Genomic DNA, 25,547 nt, shown 5'->3' with positions numbered 1-25,547 from the left:
ACTGCTTCTCATGACACTTCTCGACATGCTTCCGTCTCTCGGTGCCGCCTACGTTGCGCGGTGCGATCCATCGCTGTGGCCCGCCGATACGCACTGTGTGTGTGGCCGAATCACCGTCGACGGCGTTGCGCTGGAGGATCTGGCCGATGCGCAGGGCACTCCGGTGCAGTGGGGCCGCATTCTGGTGACTCGGGTGCGCTCGGTCATCGCAGGCGAGGTGGGCGTCGATGCCGAGTTCGGTGATCTGCTGCAGGCCGTTGTGGTCAATCGGCATTCGGTGGGTCCGGTGGTCAAGGTCGACGTGCACAGCCCAGGGCGCAGTTGCGTCAGTCCGGTCGAGTTGCCCGCAGACCTACGCGCAGGTGACGTGGTAGCGCTCGTGACCTCGCAGGTGCACTAAAACTCGTAGCAGGGTCGGCGGGAGTGGAGCCTGCGGAACGACCTAGTGGGGTCGCCCGCTCACATGCGGCGGAGCCGCTCAGCCCAGCGTGCGGTAGCGACCGAGTCTTGACTGCGTGCGGGCGGCGGGATCGACGGTCGACAATCCGCGCAGTTCTCGGGCGATAGCATCGGCGATGCGGCCGGAGAACGCGGCCGGTTCGTCGGCCGCGTCGGGGAGTTCGGGCACGATGGCGTCGACGATGCCGTCGCGCAGTAGATCGACCGACCGGATGCCCTGCGCCTCGGCCATCTCCGCTGCGTGAGCGGTGTCGCGGTGCACGATCGCGCTGGCACCCTCGGGCGGAAGTGGTGCGAGCCAGGCGTTCTGGGCGCACAGGACTCGATCGGCAGGCAGCAGCGCGAGGGCTCCGCCGCCGGTGCCCTGGCCGAGCAAGACCGACACCGTGGGAGTGTCTACGGTGACCAGATCCGAGATGGAGCGAGCGATCTCGGGTGCCAGACCGCCCTCCTCGGCTTCCTTGGACAGTGCTGCGCCGAACGTGTCGATCACGAGCACCAGAGGTATTTGCAGTTCCTCGGCCAGCCGCATTCCGCGTCGGGCCTCGCGTAATGCCGCCGGGCCCATTGTCGCGCTGGCCGAGCTGCTGCTCCGGTCGTTTCCGAACAACACACAGGATGCGCCGCGGATGCGGCACAGCGACAACAGGATCGAGGTATCGGCCTCGCCCTGCCCGGTACCACTGAGCGGAACCTGCTCGGTAGCAGCATGTTCGATCAGTTGCCGAATCCCGGGGCGATCGGCGCGACGCGACGACTGCACCGAATGCCAGGCCGACCGTTCGGTCATGGGCGCAGGACTGTCATCAGCGATATCGGTCCATGCCGGGGCGTCGAGGATCACCCGCAGGGCTCGAGTGAGTAGATTTCTCACCTGATCGACCGGCACCACCCCGTCGATGACCCCGTGTTGGTAGAGGTTCTCGGCGGTCTGGACTCCGTCGGGAAAAGGCTTGTCGTACAACGCCTGATAGACGCGGGGGCCGAGGAACCCGATGAGCGCTCCGGGTTCGGCGACAGTGACGTGGGCCAACGACCCCCAGGATGCGAACACCCCGCCGGTCGTGGGATTGCGGAGGTACACCAGATACGGCAGGTGTGCCATCTTGTGTGCGGTGACGGCGGCGGCGATCTTGACCATCTGCACGAACGCGAGTGTGCCCTCCTGCATTCGCGTTCCGCCGGACGTGGGGGAGGCGATCAGCGGCAACCGTTCGGCGGTGGCGCGTTCGACAGCGGAGGTGATGCGCTCGGCCGCGGCAACGCCGATCGATCCTGCGAGAAAGGCGAACTCGCAGGCGATGATCACCACGCGTCTGCCCTCGATGGTGCCCTCGCCCGTCGACACCGACTCGTCGCCGCCGCTCTTCTCGCGAGCCTTGGCCAGGTCCCTCAGATAGGACTCCCCAGGATGGACGTCCACGGGCGTGGAGTCCCACGACACGAACGATCCGCCGTCGAGAACGGAGTCGAGAATCTCGGCGGCGGATGTCCGTGGGCTCATATCGGGGAGCCTACGCAGCGAACCCTAGCGAGCAAACGCTTCCTTCCAGGAGACGGTCTTGCCGATGCGCAGAATGGAGCGCTGGTAGATCTTCGCCGCACCCATCGCCAGGATCGCGGTGGTGACGATCATCAGGACCGCCGATCCGACGATCTGTACCGGTGAGGTCACGCCGGCGGCGATGCGCAACGGCATCATGATCGCGGAGAACGGGGGGATCCAGCTCAACGTGTTCGCGAGTGTGCTCTCCGGATCGCTGACGGAGTAGAAGGCAGCGAAGAACATTGCCATGATCAGGATCAGCAACGGCATGGTCGTCGAGTTCACGTCCTCCTGCCGCGAGACCATCGACCCGCCCGCCGCGTAGAGCACCGCGAAGAAGGCGAAGCCCAGGATGAACCAGGCCAACGTGGCAGCGAAGACACTTACGGCGGCGCCGGTGACGGTGAGTACGCCCGTGCCCAATCCTGCTCCGACACCGGCTATTCCGTAGAGGGCGAGCTGCAGGATGCCGACGGTGCCGATACCGAGGATCTTGCCCCACAGCAGCTGCAGTGGGCGAACGGTGGAGAGCAGCAGTTCGACCACCCGTGAGGACTTCTCTTCGACGACGCCCATCGCGACGTACATTCCGAAGCCGATGATCTGGGCGTACAGCAGGAACACTGCCGACAGCGCCAGAGCAGTCCGCTGGCCGGCTTCGGGGTCCGGCGGATCGATCGCGTCGACGGTGACCGTCGCGGCACTTGTGGCTGCCCCGAGTTCGTTCTGATCGACGCCCTGTTGTGCCAGTGCAGCATTCGTTGCGTGCGTCGAAACACTGCCCTCGACGACGGCGCGCAACGTTCCGGTCAGATCGGACTCGGTGACGGCTGTGTATGCGCCTGCTGTTCCATCCGGAACCAGCGCTACGTCGAGATCCCCGGATTCGACGCCGCTCCGTGCGGCTGCGGCGTCGGCGACATCACAGACCTCGACGGGGCTGCCGACGGCGTCTCCGGTTGCCTCCAGTACGGCCGCGATGGACTGATCGCCGGCGACGCCGATCACGTCGCGTTCCTCGTCGCCGCTGCCCGAGAAGATCGAGTACGCGATGATGCCGCCGACGATGACGGCCAGAATGATGACGTTGCTGATGACGAAGCTCTTCTTCATCACCTGAACCGTGAACTCGCGCTTGGCAATCAGTGAGACTGCGCTGAAGGAATTCAGTTGTGAGCTCATGCCACTACCGCCTCTCGGAACAGGTCGCTCAGGGAAGGTTTCTGGATGGAGAATTCGTGTACCGGTCCGGTCGCGAGCGCGGCCCGCAGAACTGATTGATCGTCGGCTCCCGGTGCCAACCCCAGAACGGTGATGCCGTCGCTCTGGCCGAGGATGCTCACTCCGTCGATGCCCGACGCCCATCCGGGGGCAGCGTTCGGTGCGTGGACGTGCAGGTGCGAATCTCCCGATCCGCGTAGTTCGTCGACGGTGCCGACGGCTTTCATCGAGCCCGCGGCGATGATGCCGACGCGGTCGCACAGGCGTTGCACCAGATCGAGCTGGTGGCTCGAGAACACCACGGGCACTCCGGCAGCGGCCTTTTCGCGGAGGACCTCGCTCATGACGTCGACGGCGATCGGATCGAGGCCGGAGAACGGTTCGTCCAACACGAGAACCGCTGGGTCGTGCACCAGCGCTGCTGCCAACTGCACGCGCTGCTGATTACCCAGGCTCAGCGCGTCGACGGTGTCGTTCACCCGCTCGTCGATGCCGAGACGTTCGGTCCAGCGGATCACCGCGGCTTTGGCATCCTTCGACGACAAGCCGTGCAGCTCGGCCATGTACGCCAATTGCGGGCCGACCTTCATCTTGGGGTACAGGCCACGCTCCTCCGGCATGTAGCCGATCGTGCGGCGGACGTCGAGGTCGACGGGTTTGCCGCCCAACAGAACCTGGCCGGAATCTGCCGACAGGACTCCCAGCGCGATGCGCATCGTGGTGGTCTTGCCCGCGCCGTTGCTGCCGACGAAGCCGAACAGCTCGCCCGGCCGGACGTCGAAACTCAGGTTGTCCAGGGCGATTTTGTCGCCGTATCTCTTGGAGACGGAGTCGATCGTGAGGGTGCTCATGGTGCCCTTTCGGTCGTTACTGCTGGTCGAAATCTTCGGTGTCTTCTGGTTCTGGGTCGGGGGTGATCCAGGCGAGAATCATTGCGGGGGAGCAGATGCCGGTCATCAGTGCCGCGAGAGTCCATCCGCCGCCTGCGTAGGCGAGGCGGGGCATCTCGTCGTTCGCCGTCGACAGGAATATCGACGCGAACGCTGCTGCCAGAACCAGCGTCTGTGTGATGGTCAGGCCGATGGATCGAGCTTCGTTGCGCTGCTGCACTTCCCACTCGTCGAGTGCTCCGACCGGTGCATCGCCGTGCCGGCCTGAGACCGTCTGCAGCGCTGTCCAGATCGGAAGAAACAGCAGTGCGGCCGGTATCCATCCGATTGCGAACCACTTGGAGAACAGGCTGCCGATGCTGACGACGAAGAACGAGAAGAGGAGTGCAGCCACCGCAACAACGAGGATTCGGCGTCGATGCTGTGTTCGCCACGCAGGAAGCCAATGCCGTGTCTTGGCGTCGTTCTCGAGAAATCGGCGTGTCCGATAGGCCTGATAGCGGGTGAGGATGTCGGGTTGCGGGGTCATGGTCTCAGCCGTCCTCGGGGTCGGGGTCGGGGGTGGTCCACGCGAGAAGCATTGCGGGAGTTGTGTTACCGGCCAGCAGAGCGATGAGTATCAATGCGCCACCAGAGATTCCGAGGTTCGTCGAGACGAATACCGATCCGATGAACAAGTACCCCGCTGCTACGGTGCCCAGCCATTGAGTAACTCGTAGGCCCGTGGACCGGACTTCGTTGCGGCGCTGGATCTCGAATTCGTCCAATGCTCCGTCCGGTGCTTCGGCGCGCCGATCGGAGACGATGCCGAGCGCGATCGCGCCGAACGAAAAGGCGATGTAGAAGATCGCCCAGAGTGCGATTGCCCAGTCGAGCACCGGGTCCAGCAGGGCGAAGACCGAAGCCATTGCGAGCAGCACCAGCATCGTCACGACGAATGCCCGCCGCCGTTTCCGAGGGCGCAAAGCCGGCAGTCGGTGCACCAAATCGGCGTCGTTCTCTAGAAACGCCTTCGTGCGGGCTCCCTGATAGCGGCTGAAGATGTTGGAACCGGGCGTAGTCATCGATCCTTTTCCCTTCGGAAGAGTTCGGCCGACAGTGGTCCGAGTTCGGTGCGCGAGAACACTGCTTCGATCGGCAGATCGAAGACGTCGCAGATACGCATCGCGAGGTCCAAGCTCGGGTAGTGGTCGCCTCGTTCGAGGGCACCCACCGTCTGCGGGTTCACCTCGACGAGTTCGGCCAGTTGTGCGCGGCTCATCTTTCGTTCTGCCCGCAGAACACCCACCCGGTTGTAGATCGGGAGCGCGGTACCGCGCTTGACGGGGCTCATGACAATGAAGTGTTGTATAAACCCAACGATCTGTCAACGACTAATAACAGATTGCCTCAGTGGGCTACGTTTCCTGTTGCTCCCGGGCGTCAGCAACGATGGCGCGCATCGTCGTCAGAAACTCGTCGATCGTTGCCCGCTGATCGGGTGTGAAACGCGCCAGCTCGTCGACTGCTCGGCCGATGACGGGGCCGAAGAACGTGGTGCCGAGTTCCGAGGCATGAGCGGTCACGCGCAGCAGTACTCGCCGGCGATCGGATGGGTCCGCTTCGCGTGATACCAAGTTGCGCTTGCTCATTCGATCGACCAGGGCCGTGACCGACGCGGATTCCAGGCCCAGCTGGGTCCCTAGCCAGCCGGGCGTGGCGCGCGTTCCGGCTCGGTCCGCGTCGAGGAGGCAGATCAGCGCCCGGATATCCGTCGGGTGGAGCGCATGTCTCTGCGCGAACTCCGCGCCCAGAAGATCGAGGTCGACGGTCAGCGCACGTAGCTGATGGACGGCGGAGGCAGGCTCGGTCATGTGCTGATCCCTCGGGAGATGCTGGACGTGAAGTCTCTTCATTGTCTACTATCTCGATCATCGAGAGAAGTGAGGGTTGCCGTGACAGTGGACAATTTTTATGCCGCCTACGACCGTGTGCTGAAGAAATGGCCGGTCGAGGTCGAGGTGATGAACGTGAACACACCGCACGGAACTACCCGAGTGAACGCCTGCGGACCCCTCGACGGACCGGCGCTGGTGTTACTACCGGGCGCGGGCGCGACGTCGACCGTCTGGTTCGCCAACGTCGACGCGCTCGCGCGGCACTATCGGGTGTATGCGGTGGACCTGATGGGCGACGTGGGGCGCAGCGTCCCAGGCAAACAGTCCATCGGCTCGGTCGAGGAGTTGATGGGTTGGTTGACGGCTGTCCTGGACGAACTCGGCCTGCACTCTGTCGCGCTCTGCGGCCATTCGTACTGCGCGATGATCACTCTGGCATACGCGCTCCATCACGACAACCGCGTCGACGCACTGACGCTGCTCGATCCCAATTCCTGCTTCGGCTCCATGAGTCCGCGGTACCTGCTTCACGCCCTGCCGATTCTGCTGTCTCCCAACGAGAAACGGCAGCTTAATTTCGTCCGATGGGAAACCGACGGCGCGCGGCTGGATTCGGATTGGCTCGACGTACTTGCTCTGGGAGCCGCGCATGCCCCGACCACAAAAACCATCGTTCCGAAACGGCCGAAGCCTGCTGCGTTCGACAACTTCGGTGTGCGCACCACAGTGGTCCTCGCAGGGAAAGGGAAGGTGCACAACGCGGCTCGCATCGAATCCGCGGTACGAGCGGTTCTGCCCACAGCGAGGACGGTAATCCTCGACAACGCAACGCATCACACGTTGCCGATGCTTCCCGCAGCCGAGGTGAACGAGATTCTGCTGAGCTGACCCTTATTTGACCACAGATTATTCATTTGCTCACCTGTACAGGTAGGCATCTGAACAACCCGTGGGCACATTCCTTACTTCTCGCTCAACTGTCCGTCGGCCATCGTCCAGTGACGAGTGCTGCGGACCGTGTCGAGCATTCTGCGGTCGTGAGTCACCAGCAACAGCGTGCCCTCGAAGTTCTCCATCGCACGTTCGAGTTGTTCGATGGCGGGCAGGTCGAGGTGGTTGGTCGGCTCGTCCAAGACCAACAGATTCACACTACGCGCCTGCAGCAAGGCCAGTGCCGCACGGGTTCGCTCACCGGGCGAGAGCGACGACGCCGGCCGCAGCGCATCGTCGCCGCGTAGGCCGAACTTGGCCAGCAGCGTGCGGACTTCGGCATCGGGCCACTCGGGAACCGCTGCGCTCAAGGCATCGGATACGGTGCCCTCTCCGACGAAATATGCTCGTGCCTGGTCGATTTCACCGACGGCGACCCCGGATCCCAGTGAGGCCGTGCCCTCGTCCGGGCTGAGCCTGCCCAGCAGAACCGACAGCAAAGTCGTCTTGCCGGAGCCGTTGGGCCCGGTGATCAGGATTCGATCGCCCCACTCGATCTGCGTCGTCGCCGGTCCGAACGTGAACCCTGATCGCCGGACGACAGCACCGCCCAACACCGAGACAACGGTGCCGCTGCGGGGAGCCGCCGCAATCTCCATTCGCAGCTCCCATTCCTTGCGGGGTTCCTCGACCACCTCGAGTCGCTCGATGCGGCGCTGCGTCTGACGAGCTTTCGCGGCCTGCTTCTCTGTCGACTCGGCGCGCGTCTTGCGCGCTATCTTGTCGTTGTCGGTGGCCTTCCGGCGCGCATTGCGTACCCCCGACTCCATCCAGTTCCGCTGCATCTGCGCGCGAGATTCCAACGCGGACTTGGTGTCCGCGAACTCGTCGTACTTCTCCCGGGCATGCTGGCGGGCAATCTCACGCTCCGCCAGATAGGACTGGTAGCTGCCGTCGTACACATCGATGCGCCGCTGCGCCCGATCCAGCTCGACGACACCCGTGACCGTCCGCGCCAAGAATTCACGATCGTGGCTGACGACGACGATCGCCGCTCGCGTCGCGACGACGAATTGCTCGAGTTGCTCGAGGCCCGCCAGATCGAGGTCGTTGGTCGGTTCGTCGAGCAGAAGGATGTCGTACCGCGCGAGCAGAATCGCGGCCAGACCGGCGCGGGCAGCCTGCCCACCCGACAGATCCGTCATCAGTGCAGATCCGTCGACCTCCAGGCCCAGGTCCGCGAGTACCTTCGCGGTGCGTTCTGTCAGATCAGCGCCACCGAGAGCCAGCCACTTCTCCAGTGCTGGGGTGTAGAGGTCCTCGTCACTCGAACCGAGAGCCTCGGCGGCCGCGTTCATCGACGATTCGGCCTCGGTCACCCCGGTCCGTCGACCGAGAAAGTCCTGCACCGTTTCCCCGGCTATCCGCTCGGGTTCCTGCGCCAGATAGCCGACGGTCGCGTCGGGTGGGCTGGTGTAGATCTCACCCTCGTGATCGGCCGTCCCCACACCCGCGAGCAGCGTCAACAGAGTCGATTTCCCTGCACCGTTCGCCCCGACGAGCCCGATGACATCACCCTCGGTCACCGTCAGATCCAGGCCGGAGAACAGGGTCCGATCGCCGTGAAAAGCGGCGAGATCATCGATACGAAGCGTTGCGGTCACACCGAAACTCTATGGCCCGGGAACAACACCACCCCACCCACCGTTGCCATTCGTATGACGTATTCAGCCGAGACCAGTACTGTCCCGACCATCGTGCTCAACGACGGCACGTCCATTCCCCAGCTCGGGTTCGGTGTATGGCAGGTTCCCGACGACGGTGCCCAGGCCGCAGTGGCCGAGGCGCTGAAGGTCGGGTACCGCAGCATCGACACCGCCAAGGTGTACGAGAACGAGGCCGGCACCGGCAAGGCGATCGCAGAGTCCGGCATCGCCCGCGACGAGTTGTTCATCACCACCAAGTTGTGGAACGACGATCAGGGTTACGACTCCACCTTGAAGGCGTTCGACGCGAGCATGGATCGCCTCGGACTCGAGTACCTCGACCTGTACCTCATTCACTGGCAGCAGCTCGATCGCGACAAGTACATCGACACCTTCAAGGCTTTCCAGAAGCTCAAGGCCGACGGCCGGATCGGCTCGATCGGCGTCTCCAATTTCACCATTCCCACCCTCGAGAAGCTGATCGACGCGGTCGGTGAGACGCCGTCGATCAACCAGATCGAGCTGCATCCGCGTCTGATCCAGGAAGAGCTGCGCGCTTTCCACACCTCGAAGGGCATCGCCACCGAGGCCTGGAGCCCGCTCGGCTCCGGCACCGTCCTGGACGATCCGGCCTTCGCGCCCATCGCCGAGGCGCACGGAGTCACCCCGGCCCAGGTGATCCTGCGCTGGCACATCCAGCTCGGCAACGTGGTGATCCCCAAGTCGGTGACCCCCGAGCGCATTGCCAGCAACTTCGACGTGTTCGGCTTCGAGCTGAGCAACGACGAAATTCAGCAGATCAATGCGCTGGACTCCGCCGATGGCCGCACCGGCCCGGACCCGGACAAGTTCAGCAGCTGACCTGTCAGTTCCAAGTACGTCGGGGGCCTAGTCTGTACCCATGTCGGAACCGCTCGACGGCAAGACCGTTGCCCTCACCGCCGAGCGGCGCGCGGACGAATTGGCCACCATGCTCGAACGCCGCGGCGCGAACATCGTTCACGCCGCGGCGATTCACGTTCTGCCCCTGATCGACGACTCCGAGTTGAAGTCGGCCACAGAGGGCATCGTCGAGCGCCCACCGCAGATCGTCGTGATCAGTACCGGCATCGGTTTTCGGGGCTGGCTCGACGCGGCCGCCGACTGGGGTATGCGCGAAGACCTCCTGACAGCACTGGGGCGCACGCGAATCATTGCCCGAGGTCCCAAGGCGCGCGGGGCAATTCGCGGCACGGGGCTTCGTGAAGAGTGGTCGCCGGCCACCGAGGCCTCGCAGGAAGTATCCGATCATCTTGCTGCCGAAGGTGTTTCCGGAGTGGACGTCGCGGTTCAGCTGCACGGCGTCATCACCGAATGGGAACCGACGATCCACCTGAGCGATGCACTGAGCGAACTCGGTGCACATGTCCGACCGATCCCGGTGTACCGCTGGATTCGCCCCGTGGATCAGGCCCCGCTCATCGACCTGTTGGAGCAGATCATCGAGCACCGCGTGGACGCGGTGACGTTCACCAGTGCCCCCGCCGTCGCGTCGCTGCTCTCGACCGCGAAGGACAACGGCCTGCTCGACGCCTTCCTGGACGCGCTTCGAGGCCCCGTCGCCGCGATCTGCGTGGGGCCGGTGACGTCGGCCCCGTTGGATGCGTTGGACGTCCCGACGTCGATGCCGGGCCGGGCACGATTGGGTGCGCTGGCGAAGTTCGTGACCGAGCAGCTCGGTTAACCCAGAGTCTCGAGCAGCTCCGTCACCGCAGCTCGTCCGGCGCGGTTCGCTCCGATCGTGCTCGCGGACGGCCCGTAGCCGAGCAAGTGGACGCGATGGTTCGCTGCCACTCGGGTGGCTAGTCGACCGTCCATGACGATTCCTCCGCCGTGCCCGCGCAAGCGCAGAGGGGCCAGGTGGTCGAGTGCGCTGCGAAAACCGGTGGCCCACAGAATCACGTCGGCGCGTTGACTCGATCCGTCGTTCCACACCACCGAATCTGCGGTGATCGCCGAGAACATCGGCTTGCGTTCGAGCGCGCCGCGCTCGCGTGCGGCGGCCAACGACGGCGTCAGCAACAGCCCGGTCACCGACACGACCGAGCCCGGTGGCAGGCCCGCCCGCACCCTCTCCTCGACCATCGCCACGGCCGTCCGTCCGGCATTCTGATCGAACTCGCCGTTCCGGAACACCGGTGGTCGGCGCGTCACCCACGTTGTGGTCGTCACCTGGGAAATCTCGTCGAGCAGCTGGACGGCCGAGATCCCGCCGCCCACCACCACGACATGCTTGCCGGCGAACTCGTCGGCCGTCCGGTAATCCTTCGTGTGCAATTGCCTGCCGGTGAACGTCTCGGCTCCGTCGTAATGCGGAACGAACGGCTTCTCCCACGTTCCTGTCGCATTGATCAATCCCTCGGCCATGACGACCGTCTCCCCGGCCTCGACCCGGAAGAGAGGTTCGCGATCGCACACGACTGTCACCGTGACGGGGCGTCGAACATGCAGTTCGAAGCGGTCCTCGTACTCGCGGTAGTAGCGGGGGACGGCCTCGGCGGCCGGAATGGTGTCGGCCGGCTCGTCGCCCAGCGTTTCGGCGAAGGTCATACCGGGCAGGTCGTGAACCCCGTTGACGGTGCTCAGCGTCAGCGAAGGCCACCGGAACTGCCAGGCGCCGCCGGGGCCGGGGGCACCGTCCAGCATCACGAAGCCTGCGCCCGCGTCCAGGCCGGCGCGGTGGAGGTGGTAGCCGGCCGAGAGTCCGGCCTGCCCCGCGCCGATGACGGCAACTCGAGTGTCGATCACGTCTACCAGTAGATCAGCCACCCAGTAGGTAAAACCGGTACTGGTCGGTAACCTCTGCTCTCGTGATCGGACTCTCTCGTGACGGCGATGTCGTCACTCTCGAATTGCAGCGCCCGGATCGACGCAATGCGTTGAACACGGAGCTGTGTCTTGCGGTGCGCCACGGTGTGGAACAGGCCGAGCGTGACGGGGCGCGGGTTCTCGTCATCACCGGGCAGGGCACCAGCTTCTGTGCAGGTGCGGATCTGACCGGTGATGCGTTTCCCGACTCGTTCGGGCAGATCCTCGAGGAGATGTTGATCGCCGTCGAGTCCGTGTCGATTCCGGTGATCGCGGCGATCAACGGACCGGCTGTAGGGGCAGGGACACAGTTGGCCATTGCGTGCGATCTTCGGGTCGTTGCGCCGGGAAGCTTCTTCGAGATTCCATCGACGCGACTCGGTATTGCCGTGAGCAACTGGACCATCAAGCGGCTGGCCGCGCTCGCCGGTGGGGGAGTTGCGCGCACGATTCTGCTCGGCGGGGAGCGGGTGTATGCCGAGCAGGCCTTCACCTGCGGCTTGGCAAACAAACTCGGCGATCTCGCGGTTGCAACGCAGTGGGCCGAGTCCATCACCGAGCTCGCTCCGCTGGCTCTGCGTCATCTCAAGCTCGTGTTCAACGACGATGGGATTCACGATGATCCGACGCCGGAGCAGCACGCGGCGTTCGAGGCCGCGTGGAGCAGTGAGGACATGAAGGAAGCGCGACGGGCACGTGCCGAGAAGCGCAAGCCGAAATTCGTGGGCAAGTGATCACCGGAGCGCCCGATGCGGGCGACACCGCGTGGCTGCTGGCCAGCACCGCGCTGGTGCTGCTGATGACGCCCGGCCTGGCCTTCTTCTACGGCGGCATGGTGCGCTCGAAGAGTGTGCTGAACATGATGATGATGAGCCTGTCGGCCATCGCCGTGGTGTGGCTGTTGTGGTTGGTGTTCGGCTTCTCGATGGTGTTCGGCGACAACGTGATCGGCGGCTGGATCGGAAACCCGTTGCAGTACGCCGGTTTCGAGGGTCTGTTGGGCGGGGTGTACACCTCGGCCGGGGGAGCGGTGTCGATTCCGTTGGTGGGAACCGTTCCTGCACTGGTGTTCGCGGCGTTCCAGGCCGGATTTGCCATGGTGACGGTGGCGTTGATCTCCGGCGCTGTCGCAGACCGGATGCGGTTCGTTCCCTGGGTGCTGTTCGCGGCGTTGTGGTCCACCCTCGTGTATTTCCCTGTGGCGCACTGGGTGTTCTCGCTCGACGGGCTCACCAGTGAGTTCGGCGGATGGGTGACGAACAGGCTCGGCGCGATCGACTTCGCCGGCGGTACTGCGGTGGAGATAAACGCAGGCGTCGCCGGGCTGGTGCTCGCGCTGGTCGTCGGCAAGCGTCGTGGCTGGCCGCGAGATCCCATGCGCCCGCACAACCTTCCGGCCGTCATGCTCGGTGCCGGGTTGCTGTGGTTCGGTTGGTTCGGCTTCAACGCGGGATCGTCGTTGGCCGCGGACGGCGTCGCCGCAGTGGCCCTGGTGAACACGATGGGTGCCGGAGCGATGTCCATGGCGGCGTGGCTCGTCGTCGAGAAGTGGCGGGACGGGCACGCCACGTCGTTCGGCGCGGCGTCGGGCGTCGTGGCCGGTCTGGTGGCCATCACACCGTCGTGCGCGGCAGTTACCCCGATCGGTGCCGCGGCAATCGGCATCGCCTCCGGTGCCCTGTGCGCTCTGGCCATCGGCCTCAAATACCGCTTCGGTTACGACGATTCGCTCGACGTCGTCGGTGTGCACCTCGTCGGTGGCATCGTCGGCACGCTGATGATCGGGCTCGTAGCCAGTGCGCAGATGCCGGCGGGCGTGGACGGGCTGTTCTACGGCGGTGGCCTGCACCAGCTGTGGGTGCAGGCGATCGCGGTGGTGGCGGTGTTCGTCTACTGCGCGGTGGTCACCACCGGAATCGCGTTCGCGATCAAGGCTGTCATGGGTGTGCGCGCCGACGCGCAGCACGAAGCCGACGGCCTCGACGAGCACGAGCATGCCGAGTCCGCCTACGACTTCGGAGTGGGCCACGGCGGCAGCAACAAGCCTGGTCTTTTCGGTAAGTAGGGGCAACCCGTACGCGCCCTTTACGAACCGATCGGTCGTTGAAAGTCGTTCTGTCCCTTTCGGGTTGATGCGATCGATCGTTGTTCGATTCGACCCCGTTCGTTCATCTTCGGTTCGCCTCGACCGCTTGTTGTCCCCATAGTTTTTCGCTGCTCGACATCGAGTGATGGACACGACGAAAGACTGAGGAACATGAAGCTGACTCGATTCGCGGCAACGTCCGCATTGGTCATTGCAGCGATGACGACCGCCATGGGCACCGCCTATGCCGATCCGGCACCGGCTCCCGCCGCTGCCGTCGGATGGAACGTCACCCAGGCCGGCAACCAGGTCCTCGTCGACACGACGGCCGGCACCCTGAGCAACGAAGACAACCACCTCGTCGTCCGCGATTCCAGTGGTGCCGTGGTCGACTCGGTTCCGCTGGCCATTGCCGCCGACGGATTCTCGCACCCCGTCGCCGCCGTGATCGACGGTAACCACGCCACCCTGACCGCCGATGTCTCGCCCGCCGCGGCAACTCCGGTCTCCACCTCTCTCCCTGGCCTGCAGCAGGTCGACCTGCCCGCCGCAGTTGCTGGTGTCAAGGACAACCTCAGCCTCACGGCTTCGGTCGGTGGATTCCTCGGTGCTGCAACCGGAATCGTCGGCGGATGCCTCCTCGGAATCATCACCGGAGTCGTCGTGACTGCACCGGTTGCAACTCTTCTCGGAGCCGGCCCCATCGGCGGCTGCGTCATCGGCGCAATCGCCCTCGGTGCCATCGGATCGCTCGCCGGCACCTCCGCCGGTGGCCTCGGCGCGGTCATCGGTAACGCCGGACAGTTCATCCAGCTGCTCAACGCTCCGCCCGCAGTCAAGAAGTAACACCGCCTCGACAACAGTGCTGTGGCCCGCATCGGATATCCGGTGCGGGCCACAGTCGTCGAAAGGTCTAGCGTGCCAGGGCGAGATCCCCCACGTGAGCACGCCGAGCCGTTGTCACGAGTTCGACGACGGCCTCCGCCACCTCGTGCGCTCGTTCGAGAATCACCATGTGCCCGGCCTGCGCGACGCGCACCAGCCGTGCGTCGGGAAGATGGGCGGCAAGGGTTTCCGAGTGGCGCATCGGCGTCATCAGGTCGTCCGAGCCGCACAGCACCAGAGTGGGAATGGTGGCGAGTGCCGCCAGGCCGGCCACCTCGTCGAGGCCTCGAAACGCGCCGAGAAACCCGGCCATCGTCACGATGGACGTGTCGCCGAGCATGGCCGTCGCCAGCGTGACCACCCGCGGGCTGACTTTGTGGGATCCGCATCCCGCCGTCCTGACGATGGGGGCGCAGACCCCGCGACTGAGCCTCTTGGCACCCGACATCAGTCGAGGGGCGCGTCGAACAGCCGCCTGAAATGCCGACACGGCCGGATGGGCGAGGCAACTACCGAGCCCGTCGTCGGTGATCCCGCCCGCGGACGTCGCGATCAACCCGACCCCGACGAGGCGGGAGCCGATGGCGTCCGGGTACTGACGCGCGTAGGAGAGCGCCGTCATGCCGCCCATCGAGTGTCCGATCACGACGAACGGTCCCACCGGGACGACAGCGCGAATGACGTCGGCCAGGTCCTCGCCGAGCTGATCTATGGTGCAGCTCTCCGGCACGGCCGCGCTCGACTCTCCGTGACCGCGGTGGTCGTACATCACGATTCGGACGTCGTCGCCCCACGTGTGTTCCACCTGCCGGCGCAGGTCCGTCCACGACTGCATGCGCAGGCAGTGCCCGTGCACGAACACCGCGGTCAGAGGCGCATTCGGATGTCCGAATTCGCGAACCGCCAGTGCAGTGCCATCGCCCGCAGCGACGGTGCTGCGGCGACCGACCTGATGGGTCTGCTCGCTGGTGTTCATGTGCGCTCCGCGGGTGTGAAGGTCACGTGCTGCGACGAGGTTGTTGTCGGGTACTTCGCTCCCGCGACACGCCGTGTTACCTGAATCACATTTTCTTCGGATGTGATAGCCACTGCGACCAAGCCGAGCGGGAATCTGCACCGAAGCACTGATGAGCGTTCAGGTGAGGGCGCGCGTTGCCAGTGAGGAGATCGGCCATGGGCGTGGACAGGCTCGACGAGGTAGTACCGCAGGCCGTCGCGGGAGATCGAACCGCCCTCGAGCAGGTGCTGGTGCTGATCCAGCCGCCGGTACGCAGATATTGCGCCGCCCGAATCGGCAACCTCGACGTCGCCGCCGACGATGTGGTGCAGGACGTGTGTCTCGCCTTGGTCACCGCCATTCCCAAGTACCGCGACATGGGGAAGCCCTTCATGGCCTTCGTGTACGGAATCGCTGCCCACAAGCTGGCCGACGCCGGGCGCAAATCTGTATTGCGACAGACGTTCTCCATCGACGAAATGCCCGAGGAGCAGTCTCAGGACGCCGGGCCGGAGCAGCTCGCTCTCGGCTACGAACTGCGCAGTCACGCACAGGCGCTGATGGACACTCTGCCGACGAAGTACCGCAAGATCATTCTGATGCGAGTGGTGTGGGGTCTGACGGCGCCGCAAACCGGTGCTGCCCTCGGAATGACGGCCGGAGCCGTGCGGGTGGCCCAGCATCGGGCGATGAACATGCTTCGTGCCGAACTGGCGAACTTCTCGCTGCTCGACGCCCGCGCAGTCGCCTGATAGAGCCGCGAAAGCGGGTATTACCAGCGTATGTCCGATTCGTCGGAATGAGTAACAGTAGCTACACATACGCAAGACACGGCGGCAACGTGGCAGTCCTACGTTACTGATCCATGACCGCCGTACAGCCTGCGCCGACAGACACCGCGCTGAAAGAGACGCTCGAGGACTACACGCTGCGCTTCGCGCCGCGTAGCTACCGCAAATGGGGAACCGGTGTTGTCGCGACGTCCGCGCTCGGCGGAATCGCGTATCTCGCGGACTTCGCCATCGGTGCCAACATCGGAATCTCGTACGGAACCGGCAACGCGCTCTGGGGCATCCTGGTGTTCGCGGTCGTGATCTTCCTGACCGGGCTCCCGCTCGCCTACTATGCCGCCCGCTACAACATCGACCTCGATTTGATCACTCGGGGAAGCGGATTCGGCTACTACGGGTCGGTGGTCACCAACGTCATCTTCGCGACGTTCACGTTCATCTTCTTCGCGCTCGAAGGTTCGATCATGGCGCAGGGACTCGAACTGGGACTGAATATTCCGTTGCCCATCGGGTACGCGGTATCGACGATCATGGTGATCCCGCTGGTCATCTACGGCATGAAAGCCCTTGCCAAACTTCAGGTCTGGACCACCCCGCTGTGGCTGGTGCTGATGGTGCTGCCGTTCGTCTACCTGGTGATCAGCAATCCCGATTCGGTCGGCGAGTTCTTCGCCTTCGGCGGCCAGGACGGGGCCGACGGCAAGGGCGTCAACATCGGATCGGTGATGCTCGCGGCCGGCGTGTGTCTCTCGCTCATCGCGCAGATCGCCGAGCAGATCGACTACCTGCGTTTCATGCCGCCCAAGACTCCGGAGAATTCCCGGCGCTGGTGGACTGCAGTGCTTCTCGCCGGACCGGGTTGGGTGATCTTCGGTGCTCTCAAGCAGGTCGTCGGACTCTTCCTCGCCGTGTACCTGATCGCCAACGTCGTCGACGGATCCACCATCGCCAACGAGCCGGTGCACCAGTTCCTGGAGATCTACGAGAACTTCATGCCCGGCTGGCTCGCCATGACCCTCGCGGTGATCCTGGTCGTCATCAGCCAGATCAAGATCAACGTCACCAACGCCTACTCGGGATCATTGGCGTGGACCAACTCCTACACCCGCATCACCAAGACGTATCCGGGTCGCATGGTGTTCGTCCTGTTCAACCTCGCGATCGCACTGATCCTGATGGAAGCAAACATGTTCAGCTTCCTCAACAACATCCTCGGCTTCTACGCCAACTGCGGCATCGCGTGGATTGCCGTCGTGGCCTCGGACATCGTGTTCAACAAGTACATCCTGAAGCTCTCGCCCAAGGTGCCCGAGTTCCGACGCGGCATGCTCTACAACATCAACCCGGTCGGCTTCGGATCCATGGCGGCCTCGGCAATCCTGTCGATTCTGGTCTTCTTCGGGGCATTCGGATCTGCGATCAAACCGTATTCGCCCATCGTGGCTCTTGTTCTCGCACTGGTACTTCCGCCGATCCTGGCGGTGGCAACCAAGGGTAAGTACTACCTGCGACGCACCGACGACGGTATCGACCTGCCGATGTTCGACGAGCACGGTAACCCGTCCGACGCGCTCGTGATGTGCCATGTCAGCGGTATGGAATTCGAGCGACCAGACATGATCGCATCCAACGTGGCGGGGCCGGACGGCGAGAAGCAGTACATCAGTTCGCTCTCGCTGAGCACCGACAAGACGGGGGAGCACATCCTGCCTCCGCAGTGAACCACCCCCCTCGTGCGCGTTTGCGTAGTCAGAAGTACGCAAAACGCGCACGAGGGCGAAGCCCTACACCGTGCGGGTCAACCTCTCGGCCAGCAGTCGGGAGAACTTGGCCGGATCCTTCAGTTCCGTACCCTCAGCGAGAAGAGCCGTCGCGTACAGCAATTCGGCAGTCTCGGCGAGGTGCGGGTCGTCACTGCGATCCTCGCGGGCCTTCTTCAATCCCGTCACCAGATCGTGGGTGGGGTTGAGTTCGAGGATCCGCTTGGAGGTCGGCACGAACTGTCCCGAGGCCTTGTACATCTTCTCGAGTTGCGGGGAGAAGCTGAACTCGTCGCCGACGACGCAGGCCGGTGACGTCGTCAGACGGGTCGACAGACGTACCTCCTTCACGTCCTCACCGAGGGTCTCGGTGAGCCAGGTCAGCAAGTCCGCGAATTCCTTGTCCTGCTCCTCGCGCTTGGCCTCGGACTCCTTCTTCTCCTCTTCGGTGTCGAGGTCCACCTCGCCCTTGGCGATGGACTGGAACGACTTTCCGTCGAAGTCGGTGACGTTGCCGACCCACACCTCGTCGACCGAATCGGTGAGCAGCAGCACCTCGAGCCCGCGCGCCTTGAACGCCTCCATGTGCGGCGAGCTCTCGATCTGCTGACGCGATTCGCCCGTCATGTAGTAGATCTGCTGTTGGCCGTCCTTCATCCGGTCCACGTACTCGGCGAGGGTGGTCACGCCCTCCTCGGAGTTGGTGGACGCGAACGACGCGATGCCCAACAGGGTTTCGCGATTGTCATTGTCGGAGATCAGGCCTTCCTTGAGGACCGTGCCGAACTGCGACCACAGCGTCTTGTACTTGTCGGGCTGCTCGCTCTGCAGTTCCTTGACCGTCGAGAGCACCTTCTTGGTGAGGCGTCGACGGATCGCCCGGATCTGCCGGTCCTGCTGCAGGATCTCGCGAGAGACGTTGAGCGAGAGGTCCGCTGCGTCCACGACACCCTTGACGAAGCGCAGGTACTCGGGCAGCAGTTCCTGCGAGTCGTCCATGATGAACACGCGCTTGACGTACAGGTGCACGCCGGCCTTGCTCTCGCGCATGAAGAGGTCGAACGGCGCCTGCGACGGAATGAACAGCAGCGCTTGGTATTCGAACGTGCCCTCGGCCTTGAACGGGATGACCTCGAGCGGCTCGTCCCAGGCGTGGCTGACGTGCTTGTAGAACTCCTTGTACTCCTCCTCGGACACCTCGTCCTTGGAGCGGGTCCACAGTGCCTTCTGCGAGTTGATCGTTTCGGTCTCGATCGTGACCGTGTCCTCGCCGCCTTCCTCTTCGCTCTTGACGCGCTTCTCGACGTCGATGCGAATGGGCCAGGCGATGAAGTCGGAGTACTTCTTGACCAGTTCCTTGATCTTGCGCTCGGACGCGTAATCGTGGAGGTGGTCCTCCTCGTCGGCCGGCTTGAGGGCCAAGGTCACCGAGGAGCCCTGCGGGGCGTCGTCGACGTCGGTGATCTCGTAGGTGCCCTCGCCGGTGGACTCCCACTTGGTGGCAGTGCTCTCGCCTGCCTTGCGGGTGAGCAGCGTGACCTTCTCGGCCACCATGAACGTGGAATAGAAGCCGATGCCGAACTGGCCGATCAATTCCTCGGAAGCAGCTGCATCCTTGGCTTCCTTGAGCTTCTTGCGGACCTCGGCGGTACCGGACTTCGCCAGCGTGCCGATCAGGTCGATCACCTCGGAGCGGGACATGCCGATGCCGTTGTCGCGGATGGTGAGGGTGCGGGCCGCGGAGTCGATATCGATCTCGATGTGCAGATCCGAGACGTCGACGTCCAAGTCCTTGTTGCGGTACGACTCCAGGCGCAGCTTGTCCAGCGCGTCCGAGGAGTTCGAGATCAGTTCACGGAGAAAGCTGTCCTTGTTGGAGTAGATGGAGTGCACCATCAGATCCAGGAGCTGACGCGTCTCCGCCTGGAATTCGAGCTGTTCGGTACTCAATGTCTCCCCTTCTAGCAGCAAAACCGACGCGAATATTCTACGGCAAGGCTACGGGTGAGCTGCGAAGACGTCGGCGCCGCCTACTGTGGTGGCCGTGACGAAGACGAAGTTCGTACTGGGAGCCACGGCAGCGTTGAGCGGGGCATGGTTGGCGCGTGCCCTGTGGGGGCTTCCGTCGGCCATCGGTGCCCGGCGAGTGCACATCACTCCCTACGCCGCCGGGTCCCCGCGATACCGCGATCGCCGGTTCCACAACTCCGACCCCAGTTCCAGCTACGTGCCGGGGCGCGGCGAGAAGGGCGAGAAGAACATGTTCGTCTCCCTCGTCACCGAACGCGGCAAGGGCAGGCCGCAGCGGCCGATTCCGTTGGCCCCACCGATCGCGCCGGTGGACGCGGGCGAGCTGGCGGTCACCTGGTACGGACATTCGAGTGTGCTCATCGAGGTCGACGGCTATCGCGTTCTCGCCGACCCGGTGTGGAGCAATCGCGTGTCCCCGTCCTCGGTGGTGGGGCCGGCGCGGCTGCATCCGACGCCGGTCGAGTTGATCGACCTGCCGCGGGTCGACGCCATCGTGATCTCCCACGATCATTACGACCATCTCGACAAGGCGACGGTGCAGAAGTTGGCGAGCACGCAGTCGGCACCGTTCGTGGTGCCGCTGGGAATCGGCGCGCACCTGCGCAAGTGGCGGGTGCCCGAGGAACGCATCATCGAACTGGACTGGGACGAGCAGACGAACCTCGGTGGCCTCACCGTCACGTGCACCGAGGCTCGGCACTTCTCGGGCCGCGGTCTGACCCGGGACTCGACGCAGTGGGCGTCCTGGGCCTTCGCCGGTCCGGTTCGACGCGTCTTCTTCGGCGGCGATACCGGCTACACACCGAAGTTCGCCGAGATCGGCAGCAACTACGGCCCCTTCGATCTGACGCTTCTTCCCGTCGGTGCCTACGACGTGCGGTGGCCGGACATCCACATGAATCCGGAGGAAGCGGTCACCGCGCACGTGGATCTGACGGCGTCGGGCATCTTCGTGCCCATTCACTGGGCGACGTTCAACCTGGCTTTTCACCCGTGGTCCGAGCCGATCGTGCGCCTGCACGCCGCCGCGCAGGACGTCGGAGTGCAGGTGGCGGTGCCGATGCCGGGGCAGCGCATAGACGGCACGCGAACCCTGCACGACGATCGTTGGTGGTCCCGGCTGGGCTGATCGAACAGGTTTAAGCTGCACGCATGTCTATCGACGCCGATGCGCAGCGGGATTCCGGGCTGACCGAGGCGGAAGTCGCCAGGCTGAAGTCCGAGGGGAAATCGAACGACGTTCCGGCCCGCGCGTCTCGTTCGGTTCGCGACATCGTCCGCGGCAACGTGTTCACTCGCATCAACGCAATTCTCGGTGTGCTGTTGATCATCGTGCTCTCGACGGGTTCGGTGATCGACGGCATGTTCGGGCTGTTGATCGTCGCGAACAGTGGCATCGGCATCATCCAGGAGATTCGCGCCAAGCGCACGCTGGATCGGCTGGCGATCGTCGGTCAGAACAAGCCGCAGGTACGACGCGACGGTGTCTCGCAACAGATTCCGCCCGACGAGGTCGTTCTCGGCGACATCGTCGAACTGGGCCCCGGTGATCAGATCGTCGTCGACGGCGAGGTGATCGAGACCGCGAGCCTCGAGATCGACGAGTCGTTGCTCACCGGCGAAGCCGACACGGTGCACAAACTTCAGGCAGCGCAAGTACTTTCGGGCAGCTTCGTGGTCTCGGGCAGCGGGGCGTATCGCGCGACGAAGGTGGGGCGCGATGCCTACGCGGCCAAGCTCGCCGAGGAGGCCAGCAAGTTCACCCTGGTCAAGTCCGAGCTGCGTAGCGGTATCGACAAGATCTTGAAGTTCATCACGTACCTGATGATTCCGGCCGGCGCGCTCATCATCTACAACCAATTGTTCTCCAGCGGGCAGGCTTTGAGGCCGGCCCTCAACGGCATGGTGGCAGCGCTCGTTCCGATGGTCCCCGAGGGCCTGGTGCTGATGACGTCGATCGCGTTCGCGGTGGGTGTGATCCGGCTCGGTCAACGGCAATGCCTGGTGCAGGAGCTGCCTGCGATCGAAGGACTCGCCCGGGTCGACGTGGTGTGCGCAGACAAGACCGGCACGCTCACCGAGAACGGGATGCGGCTACACGAGTTGGTGTCGATCGGCGACAGCGATTCCGATTCTGCCACAGCCGCTCTCGCATCTCTGGCGCACGACGACCCGCGGCCCAACGCGAGCGTGCAGGCCGTCGGCGAGGCGTACCCCGACTCGCCGGGGTGGACGCAGAGCGCCGTGGCCCCGTTCTCCTCGGCCAAGAAGTGGAGCGGCCTGTCGTACGGGGAGCACGGAAACTGGCTGCTGGGTGCCCCGGACGTGTTGCTCGACCCGAGCTCCGAGGCGGCTCGATTGGCCGAATCCACCGGTTCCAAAGGCCTGCGGGTATTGCTGCTCGCCAGCAGTGACATCCCGGTCGACGCCCCGGATGCACCCGGTGTCGTCACCCCGCGAGCGCTGGTGATTCTCGAGCAGAAGGTGCGCGAGGACGCCCGAGAGACGTTGGACTACTTCGCAAGTCAGCACGTCGAGGTGAAGGTCATCTCCGGCGACAATGCCGTCTCGGTCGGTGCGGTTGCCGGGTCGCTCGGCCTACCCGGCGGCGACGCCCCGATCGACGCGCGAGAGCTGCCCGAGGACTCGGAGAAGCTGGCCGACACTCTCGCGAATTCCACCACGTTCGGCCGCGTCCGGCCCGACCAGAAGCGGGCAATGGTCGGCGCGTTGCAATCTCGCGGCCACACGGTCGCGATGACCGGTGACGGCGTCAACGACGTGCTGGCTCTCAAGGACGCCGATATCGGTGTCTCGATGGGCTCGGGAAGTGCGGCCACGCGAGCCGTCGCGCAGATCGTGTTGTTGGACAACAAGTTCGCCACTCTGCCCTACGTCGTGGGGGAGGGGCGACGTGTCATCGGCAACATCGAGCGAGTCTCCAACCTGTTCCTGACCAAGACCGTGTACTCGGTGCTGTTGGCCTTTCTCATCGGGCTTTCGGGTGTGCTGTCGCAGATCTTCCACTTCGAGCCGATTCCGTACCCGTTCCTACCGCGGCACGTGACGATCGCGGCTTGGTTCACCATCGGCATTCCGGCGTTCGTGCTCTCGCTCGCTCCCAACAACGAGCGGGCGCGCAGCGGATTCGTCTCGCGGGTGATGCGGCTGGCCGTCCCGTCCGGACTGATCGTCGGCTCGTGCACGTTCGTGTCCTACTTGCTGGTGTACGCGGGCCCGAACGCCACCGAGACTCAGGTGACGCAGGCCAGCACGACCGCGCTGATCACTTTGATCATGATCGCGCTGTGGGTGTTGGCCGTCGTCGCACGGCCGTACAACTGGTGGAAGATCCTGCTTCTCGCCGGATCGGTCGGCGGTTACCTGTTGCTGTTCGCAATCCCGTTCTGCCGTACCTTCTTCAAGCTCGACCCGTCCAACATCGGAGCCACCACCAGTGCATTGATCATCGGCGGCATCGGAATCGCGCTCGTCGAGGTCGCGCACCGGTTCGGATCGGCACTGCGCAATCGAACATCACTACGCAACACGCAGTACAAAACGTAAGCTTCCAGGTGTTCGATCATTCCAGCGACAGGAGACAGTCATGGGCTTCGCAGACAATCTGAAGGGCATCGTCGACAAGGGCAAGGACCTTGCGGCCGAGAACTCGGACAAGATCGACGACGTCGTCGAGAAGGCGGGGGACTTCATCGACAACAAGACCGGTGGCAAGTACTCCGACAAGATCGACAAGGTTCAGGAAGCAGCCAAGAAGGCAATTCCGGACAAGTAGGACGTACCGGTCGTCCGGAGCTCGTCATAGCGGCCGTCGGTCGCGCCATAGTGTGCGGCTGACGGCACAATCGTGTCGGTGGACGGACCGATTCTTCTTCTCGTAGTCATCTTCGCGATCGCCGTTGCCGGTTTCGCCAAGCGTCTGGACCTTCAGGTCCCGCTCGTTCTGGTCACCGTCGGGTCGATCGCGTCGTTCGTTCCCGGCGTTCCGCATGTGAGTCTCTCGCCTCAGCTGATCCTCGGCGTGGTGCTTCCGCCGCTGCTCTACTCGGCTGCGCTCGATTTCTCGTTCGTCACCTTCCGCCGGAACCTCGGCCAGATCCTTCGGCTCGGACTGGTCATGGTGATCGTGACGATGGTCGCCGTCGGCTGGTTCGCGAATTTGCTGATTCCCGAACTGACGCTCGGTGCGGCACTGGTGCTCGGTGCCGTCGTGGCCCCGCCCGATGCGGTGTCTGCGATCGCCGTCGGCCGCAAGCTCGGCCTCCCCGCGAGAATGATGGCCATCCTCACCGGCGAGAGCTTGGTGAACGACGCGGCCGCACTGACCCTGTTCACCCTGGCCGTGGCGTCGGTGACGGGTAGCCGCATCGAACTGGGTTCACCGGTGTTGTACTTCGGCTACGAGATCGTCGGGGGCGTTCTGGTCGGGCTGGTCCTGTCGCGCATCGTCCGGTTCATCCGCAAGCGCATCGCCGACTCGGCCCTCGAGACAGTGCTCGGTCTCGTGCTGCCGTTCGCGGCCTTTCTGGCGGCGGAGGAAATTCATGCCTCCGGTGTCCTGGCCGTTGTCACCGCAGGCTTCGTGTTGGGACGCATCACCGCAGACGTCTCGGTCACCACTCGGGTCCAGGAACGCCAGGTGTGGCCCACGCTTGATCTGCTCCTGGAGGCGTTCGTGTTCGCCTACATGGGTTTACAGCTGAAATTCGTGATCGAGGAAGTGCAACGCGAGGGGCTGCCGGTCCATCACGTATTCGGATACGCGCTGGTGGTGCTCGTGGTGGTCATGGCCGTCCGTCCTGCCTGGATTTTCGTCAATTCCGGTCGACACATGTTGTTTCGCAGACTGTTTCGGCGAAAGGCACCACGCGAGACCGGTCTGAGCTGGCAGCAGAACCTGGTGCTCTCGTGGGCAGGCATGCGCGGAGTGGTGACGCTTGCCGCGGCCGCCGGTGTGCCGTTGACGACGGTGGTGGGGGACGAATTCCCCGGTCGCGCAGTGATTCAGGCCGTCGCGTTCGTCGTCGCGGTCGGAACGTTGCTGCTGCAGGGCCTGACGCTTCCGCTGCTGATCCGCCGACTCGACGTCGCCGATCCACTCGAGCAGCAACGCACCGACAATCAGCGATTGCTCTCGCAGGCCATCGCCCGCACCGCCGCCGAGACCTACCTCGAGCGTGCTGCGAAGGACGGAATCGCGGGCGTCGACAGCGATCGGGTAGCCGAGGTGATCTCGCGCGTACGTCGTTCGGTGCGGGCACGATTGGACGCGGACGAGACCGAGGACAGGGAGAAGCGAATCGCGGCGGCCGGAGCGCTGTTCGATACCCTGCGGCACAACGTGCTGGTCGCGCAGCGGGCGGCGCTGGTCGCCGCCCGCGACTCGGGGGAGCTGGACGACGAAGCTCTGCGCGCAGTGTTGAATGGTCTGGACGTGGAAGAGATTGCGGCCGAGGCCCGCATCCAACGACGCACGATGTAGACGAACACAATGTAGGAG

General features: G+C 64.2%; 24 protein-coding genes. 13 read left to right on the top strand and 11 right to left on the bottom strand.

From position 1 onward, the window contains the following. Positions 1 to 10 precede the first annotated feature (10 nt). Positions 11 to 400, top strand: a complete 390-nt coding sequence (locus BH93_RS21235) for a hypothetical protein (protein WP_037175527.1) — start codon at positions 11 to 13, stop codon at positions 398 to 400. 78 nt (positions 401 to 478) lie between these two features. Here the strand turns inward: BH93_RS21235 and BH93_RS21230 are convergent, their stop codons facing one another. The 7 genes from BH93_RS21230 to BH93_RS21200 all read right to left on the bottom strand — a co-directional run bounded on the left by BH93_RS21230 (position 479) and on the right by BH93_RS21200 (position 5,969). After that, a complete protein-coding gene (locus BH93_RS21230; RefSeq protein WP_037175525.1) occupies positions 479 to 1,963 on the bottom strand; it encodes a carboxyl transferase domain-containing protein in 1,485 nt (494 codons plus the stop codon). A 24-nt stretch (positions 1,964 to 1,987) separates the two neighbouring features. Beyond that, on the bottom strand, positions 1,988 to 3,187 hold the full coding sequence (locus tag BH93_RS21225) for an ABC transporter permease (protein ID WP_037175523.1): 1,200 nt from the start codon (positions 3,185 to 3,187) through the stop codon (positions 1,988 to 1,990). Further along, on the bottom strand, positions 3,184 to 4,077 hold the full coding sequence (locus tag BH93_RS21220) for an ABC transporter ATP-binding protein (protein ID WP_032404380.1): 894 nt from the start codon (positions 4,075 to 4,077) through the stop codon (positions 3,184 to 3,186). The genes BH93_RS21225 and BH93_RS21220 overlap by 4 nt, the downstream gene beginning before the upstream one ends. A 16-nt stretch (positions 4,078 to 4,093) precedes the next feature. Continuing rightward, positions 4,094 to 4,645, bottom strand: a complete 552-nt coding sequence (locus BH93_RS21215; RefSeq protein ID WP_037175517.1) for a hypothetical protein — start codon at positions 4,643 to 4,645, stop codon at positions 4,094 to 4,096. A gap of 4 nt (positions 4,646 to 4,649) precedes the next feature. Beyond that, positions 4,650 to 5,180 carry a hypothetical protein gene (locus BH93_RS21210; RefSeq protein ID WP_037175516.1) on the bottom strand — a complete coding sequence of 177 codons (531 nt, stop codon included), beginning with the start codon at positions 5,178 to 5,180 and terminating at the stop codon, positions 4,650 to 4,652. Then, positions 5,177 to 5,449 carry a helix-turn-helix transcriptional regulator gene (locus BH93_RS21205; protein WP_032404377.1) on the bottom strand — a complete coding sequence of 91 codons (273 nt, stop codon included), beginning with the start codon at positions 5,447 to 5,449 and terminating at the stop codon, positions 5,177 to 5,179. Before BH93_RS21205 ends, BH93_RS21210 begins: the two co-directional genes overlap by 4 nt. A gap of 64 nt (positions 5,450 to 5,513) precedes the next feature. Continuing rightward, positions 5,514 to 5,969 (bottom strand): MarR family winged helix-turn-helix transcriptional regulator, encoded by a 456-nt coding sequence (locus BH93_RS21200; RefSeq protein WP_037176814.1) that lies wholly within the window; start codon positions 5,967 to 5,969, stop codon positions 5,514 to 5,516. An 81-nt stretch (positions 5,970 to 6,050) separates the two neighbouring features. Here BH93_RS21200 and BH93_RS21195 point away from each other — a divergent pair, with 81 nt between their 5' ends. Next, positions 6,051 to 6,881, top strand: a complete 831-nt coding sequence (locus BH93_RS21195) for an alpha/beta fold hydrolase (RefSeq protein WP_052065408.1) — start codon at positions 6,051 to 6,053, stop codon at positions 6,879 to 6,881. A gap of 74 nt (positions 6,882 to 6,955) precedes the next feature. Here the strand turns inward: BH93_RS21195 and BH93_RS21190 are convergent, their stop codons facing one another. Then, entirely contained in the window at positions 6,956 to 8,587 is a 1,632-nt protein-coding gene (locus tag BH93_RS21190; protein WP_037175511.1) for an ABC-F family ATP-binding cassette domain-containing protein, read from the bottom strand. Positions 8,588 to 8,641: 54 nt separating this feature from the next. Between BH93_RS21190 and BH93_RS21185 the strand changes: the two genes are divergently transcribed. Together BH93_RS21185 and BH93_RS21180 are read left to right on the top strand one after the other, a co-directional pair. Further along, a complete protein-coding gene (locus BH93_RS21185; RefSeq protein WP_037175509.1) occupies positions 8,642 to 9,490 on the top strand; it encodes an aldo/keto reductase in 849 nt (282 codons plus the stop codon). Positions 9,491 to 9,530: 40 nt separating this feature from the next. Continuing rightward, positions 9,531 to 10,352: a uroporphyrinogen-III synthase gene (locus tag BH93_RS21180; protein WP_037175508.1), complete on the top strand. Its 822-nt coding sequence runs from the start codon at positions 9,531 to 9,533 to the stop codon at positions 10,350 to 10,352. On the opposite strand, the gene BH93_RS21175 is transcribed toward BH93_RS21180, so the two are convergent. Next, positions 10,349 to 11,413 carry an NAD(P)-binding domain-containing protein gene (locus BH93_RS21175; RefSeq protein WP_037176811.1) on the bottom strand — a complete coding sequence of 355 codons (1,065 nt, stop codon included), beginning with the start codon at positions 11,411 to 11,413 and terminating at the stop codon, positions 10,349 to 10,351. The genes BH93_RS21180 and BH93_RS21175 overlap by 4 nt on opposite strands. Positions 11,414 to 11,478: 65 nt before the next feature. On the opposite strand from BH93_RS21175, the gene BH93_RS21170 reads away from it, so the two are divergent. The 3 genes from BH93_RS21170 to BH93_RS21160 all read left to right on the top strand — a co-directional run bounded on the left by BH93_RS21170 (position 11,479) and on the right by BH93_RS21160 (position 14,408). Continuing rightward, positions 11,479 to 12,210: an enoyl-CoA hydratase gene (locus BH93_RS21170; RefSeq protein ID WP_037175507.1), complete on the top strand. Its 732-nt coding sequence runs from the start codon at positions 11,479 to 11,481 to the stop codon at positions 12,208 to 12,210. Next, positions 12,207 to 13,541, top strand: a complete 1,335-nt coding sequence (locus BH93_RS21165) for an ammonium transporter (protein ID WP_037175506.1) — start codon at positions 12,207 to 12,209, stop codon at positions 13,539 to 13,541. Before BH93_RS21170 ends, BH93_RS21165 begins: the two co-directional genes overlap by 4 nt. Before the next feature lie 192 nt (positions 13,542 to 13,733). Beyond that, a complete protein-coding gene (locus tag BH93_RS21160; protein ID WP_037175505.1) occupies positions 13,734 to 14,408 on the top strand; it encodes a hypothetical protein in 675 nt (224 codons plus the stop codon). Between the two features lie 67 nt (positions 14,409 to 14,475). Here BH93_RS21160 and BH93_RS21155 read toward each other — a convergent pair whose 3' ends face one another. Further along, entirely contained in the window at positions 14,476 to 15,423 is a 948-nt protein-coding gene (locus BH93_RS21155; protein ID WP_037175504.1) for an alpha/beta fold hydrolase, read from the bottom strand. Positions 15,424 to 15,620: 197 nt separating this feature from the next. Here BH93_RS21155 and shbA point away from each other — a divergent pair, with 197 nt between their 5' ends. Together shbA and BH93_RS21145 are read left to right on the top strand one after the other, a co-directional pair. Further along, positions 15,621 to 16,196, top strand: a complete 576-nt coding sequence (gene shbA, locus BH93_RS21150) for an RNA polymerase sigma factor ShbA (RefSeq protein WP_037175503.1) — start codon at positions 15,621 to 15,623, stop codon at positions 16,194 to 16,196. 113 nt (positions 16,197 to 16,309) lie between these two features. Next, the gene (locus BH93_RS21145; RefSeq protein ID WP_165712801.1) at positions 16,310 to 17,956 is read left to right on the top strand and encodes a purine-cytosine permease family protein; all 1,647 of its coding nucleotides are present in this window, start codon (positions 16,310 to 16,312) and stop codon (positions 17,954 to 17,956) included. A 63-nt stretch (positions 17,957 to 18,019) separates the two neighbouring features. Here the strand turns inward: BH93_RS21145 and htpG are convergent, their stop codons facing one another. Continuing rightward, complete coding sequence (gene htpG, locus BH93_RS21140) at positions 18,020 to 19,945, bottom strand: molecular chaperone HtpG (protein ID WP_037175500.1); 1,926 nt, start codon at positions 19,943 to 19,945, stop codon at positions 18,020 to 18,022. A 94-nt stretch (positions 19,946 to 20,039) separates the two neighbouring features. Here htpG and BH93_RS21135 point away from each other — a divergent pair, with 94 nt between their 5' ends. The 4 genes from BH93_RS21135 to BH93_RS21120 all read left to right on the top strand — a co-directional run bounded on the left by BH93_RS21135 (position 20,040) and on the right by BH93_RS21120 (position 25,529). After that, positions 20,040 to 21,155 (top strand): MBL fold metallo-hydrolase, encoded by a 1,116-nt coding sequence (locus BH93_RS21135; protein ID WP_080739220.1) that lies wholly within the window; start codon positions 20,040 to 20,042, stop codon positions 21,153 to 21,155. Between the two features lie 23 nt (positions 21,156 to 21,178). Beyond that, the gene (locus BH93_RS21130; RefSeq protein WP_037175498.1) at positions 21,179 to 23,593 is read left to right on the top strand and encodes an HAD-IC family P-type ATPase; all 2,415 of its coding nucleotides are present in this window, start codon (positions 21,179 to 21,181) and stop codon (positions 23,591 to 23,593) included. 40 nt (positions 23,594 to 23,633) lie between these two features. Next, positions 23,634 to 23,822: an antitoxin gene (locus BH93_RS21125; protein ID WP_032377365.1), complete on the top strand. Its 189-nt coding sequence runs from the start codon at positions 23,634 to 23,636 to the stop codon at positions 23,820 to 23,822. Between the two features lie 78 nt (positions 23,823 to 23,900). Beyond that, entirely contained in the window at positions 23,901 to 25,529 is a 1,629-nt protein-coding gene (locus BH93_RS21120) for a Na+/H+ antiporter (protein WP_037176808.1), read from the top strand. The last annotated feature ends 18 nt before the right edge of the window (positions 25,530 to 25,547 follow it).

The organism is Rhodococcoides fascians A25f (genome assembly GCF_000760935.2).
Taxonomy (GTDB): domain Bacteria; phylum Actinomycetota; class Actinomycetes; order Mycobacteriales; family Mycobacteriaceae; genus Rhodococcoides.
This window is presented reverse-complemented; position numbering and strand designations above follow the sequence as displayed.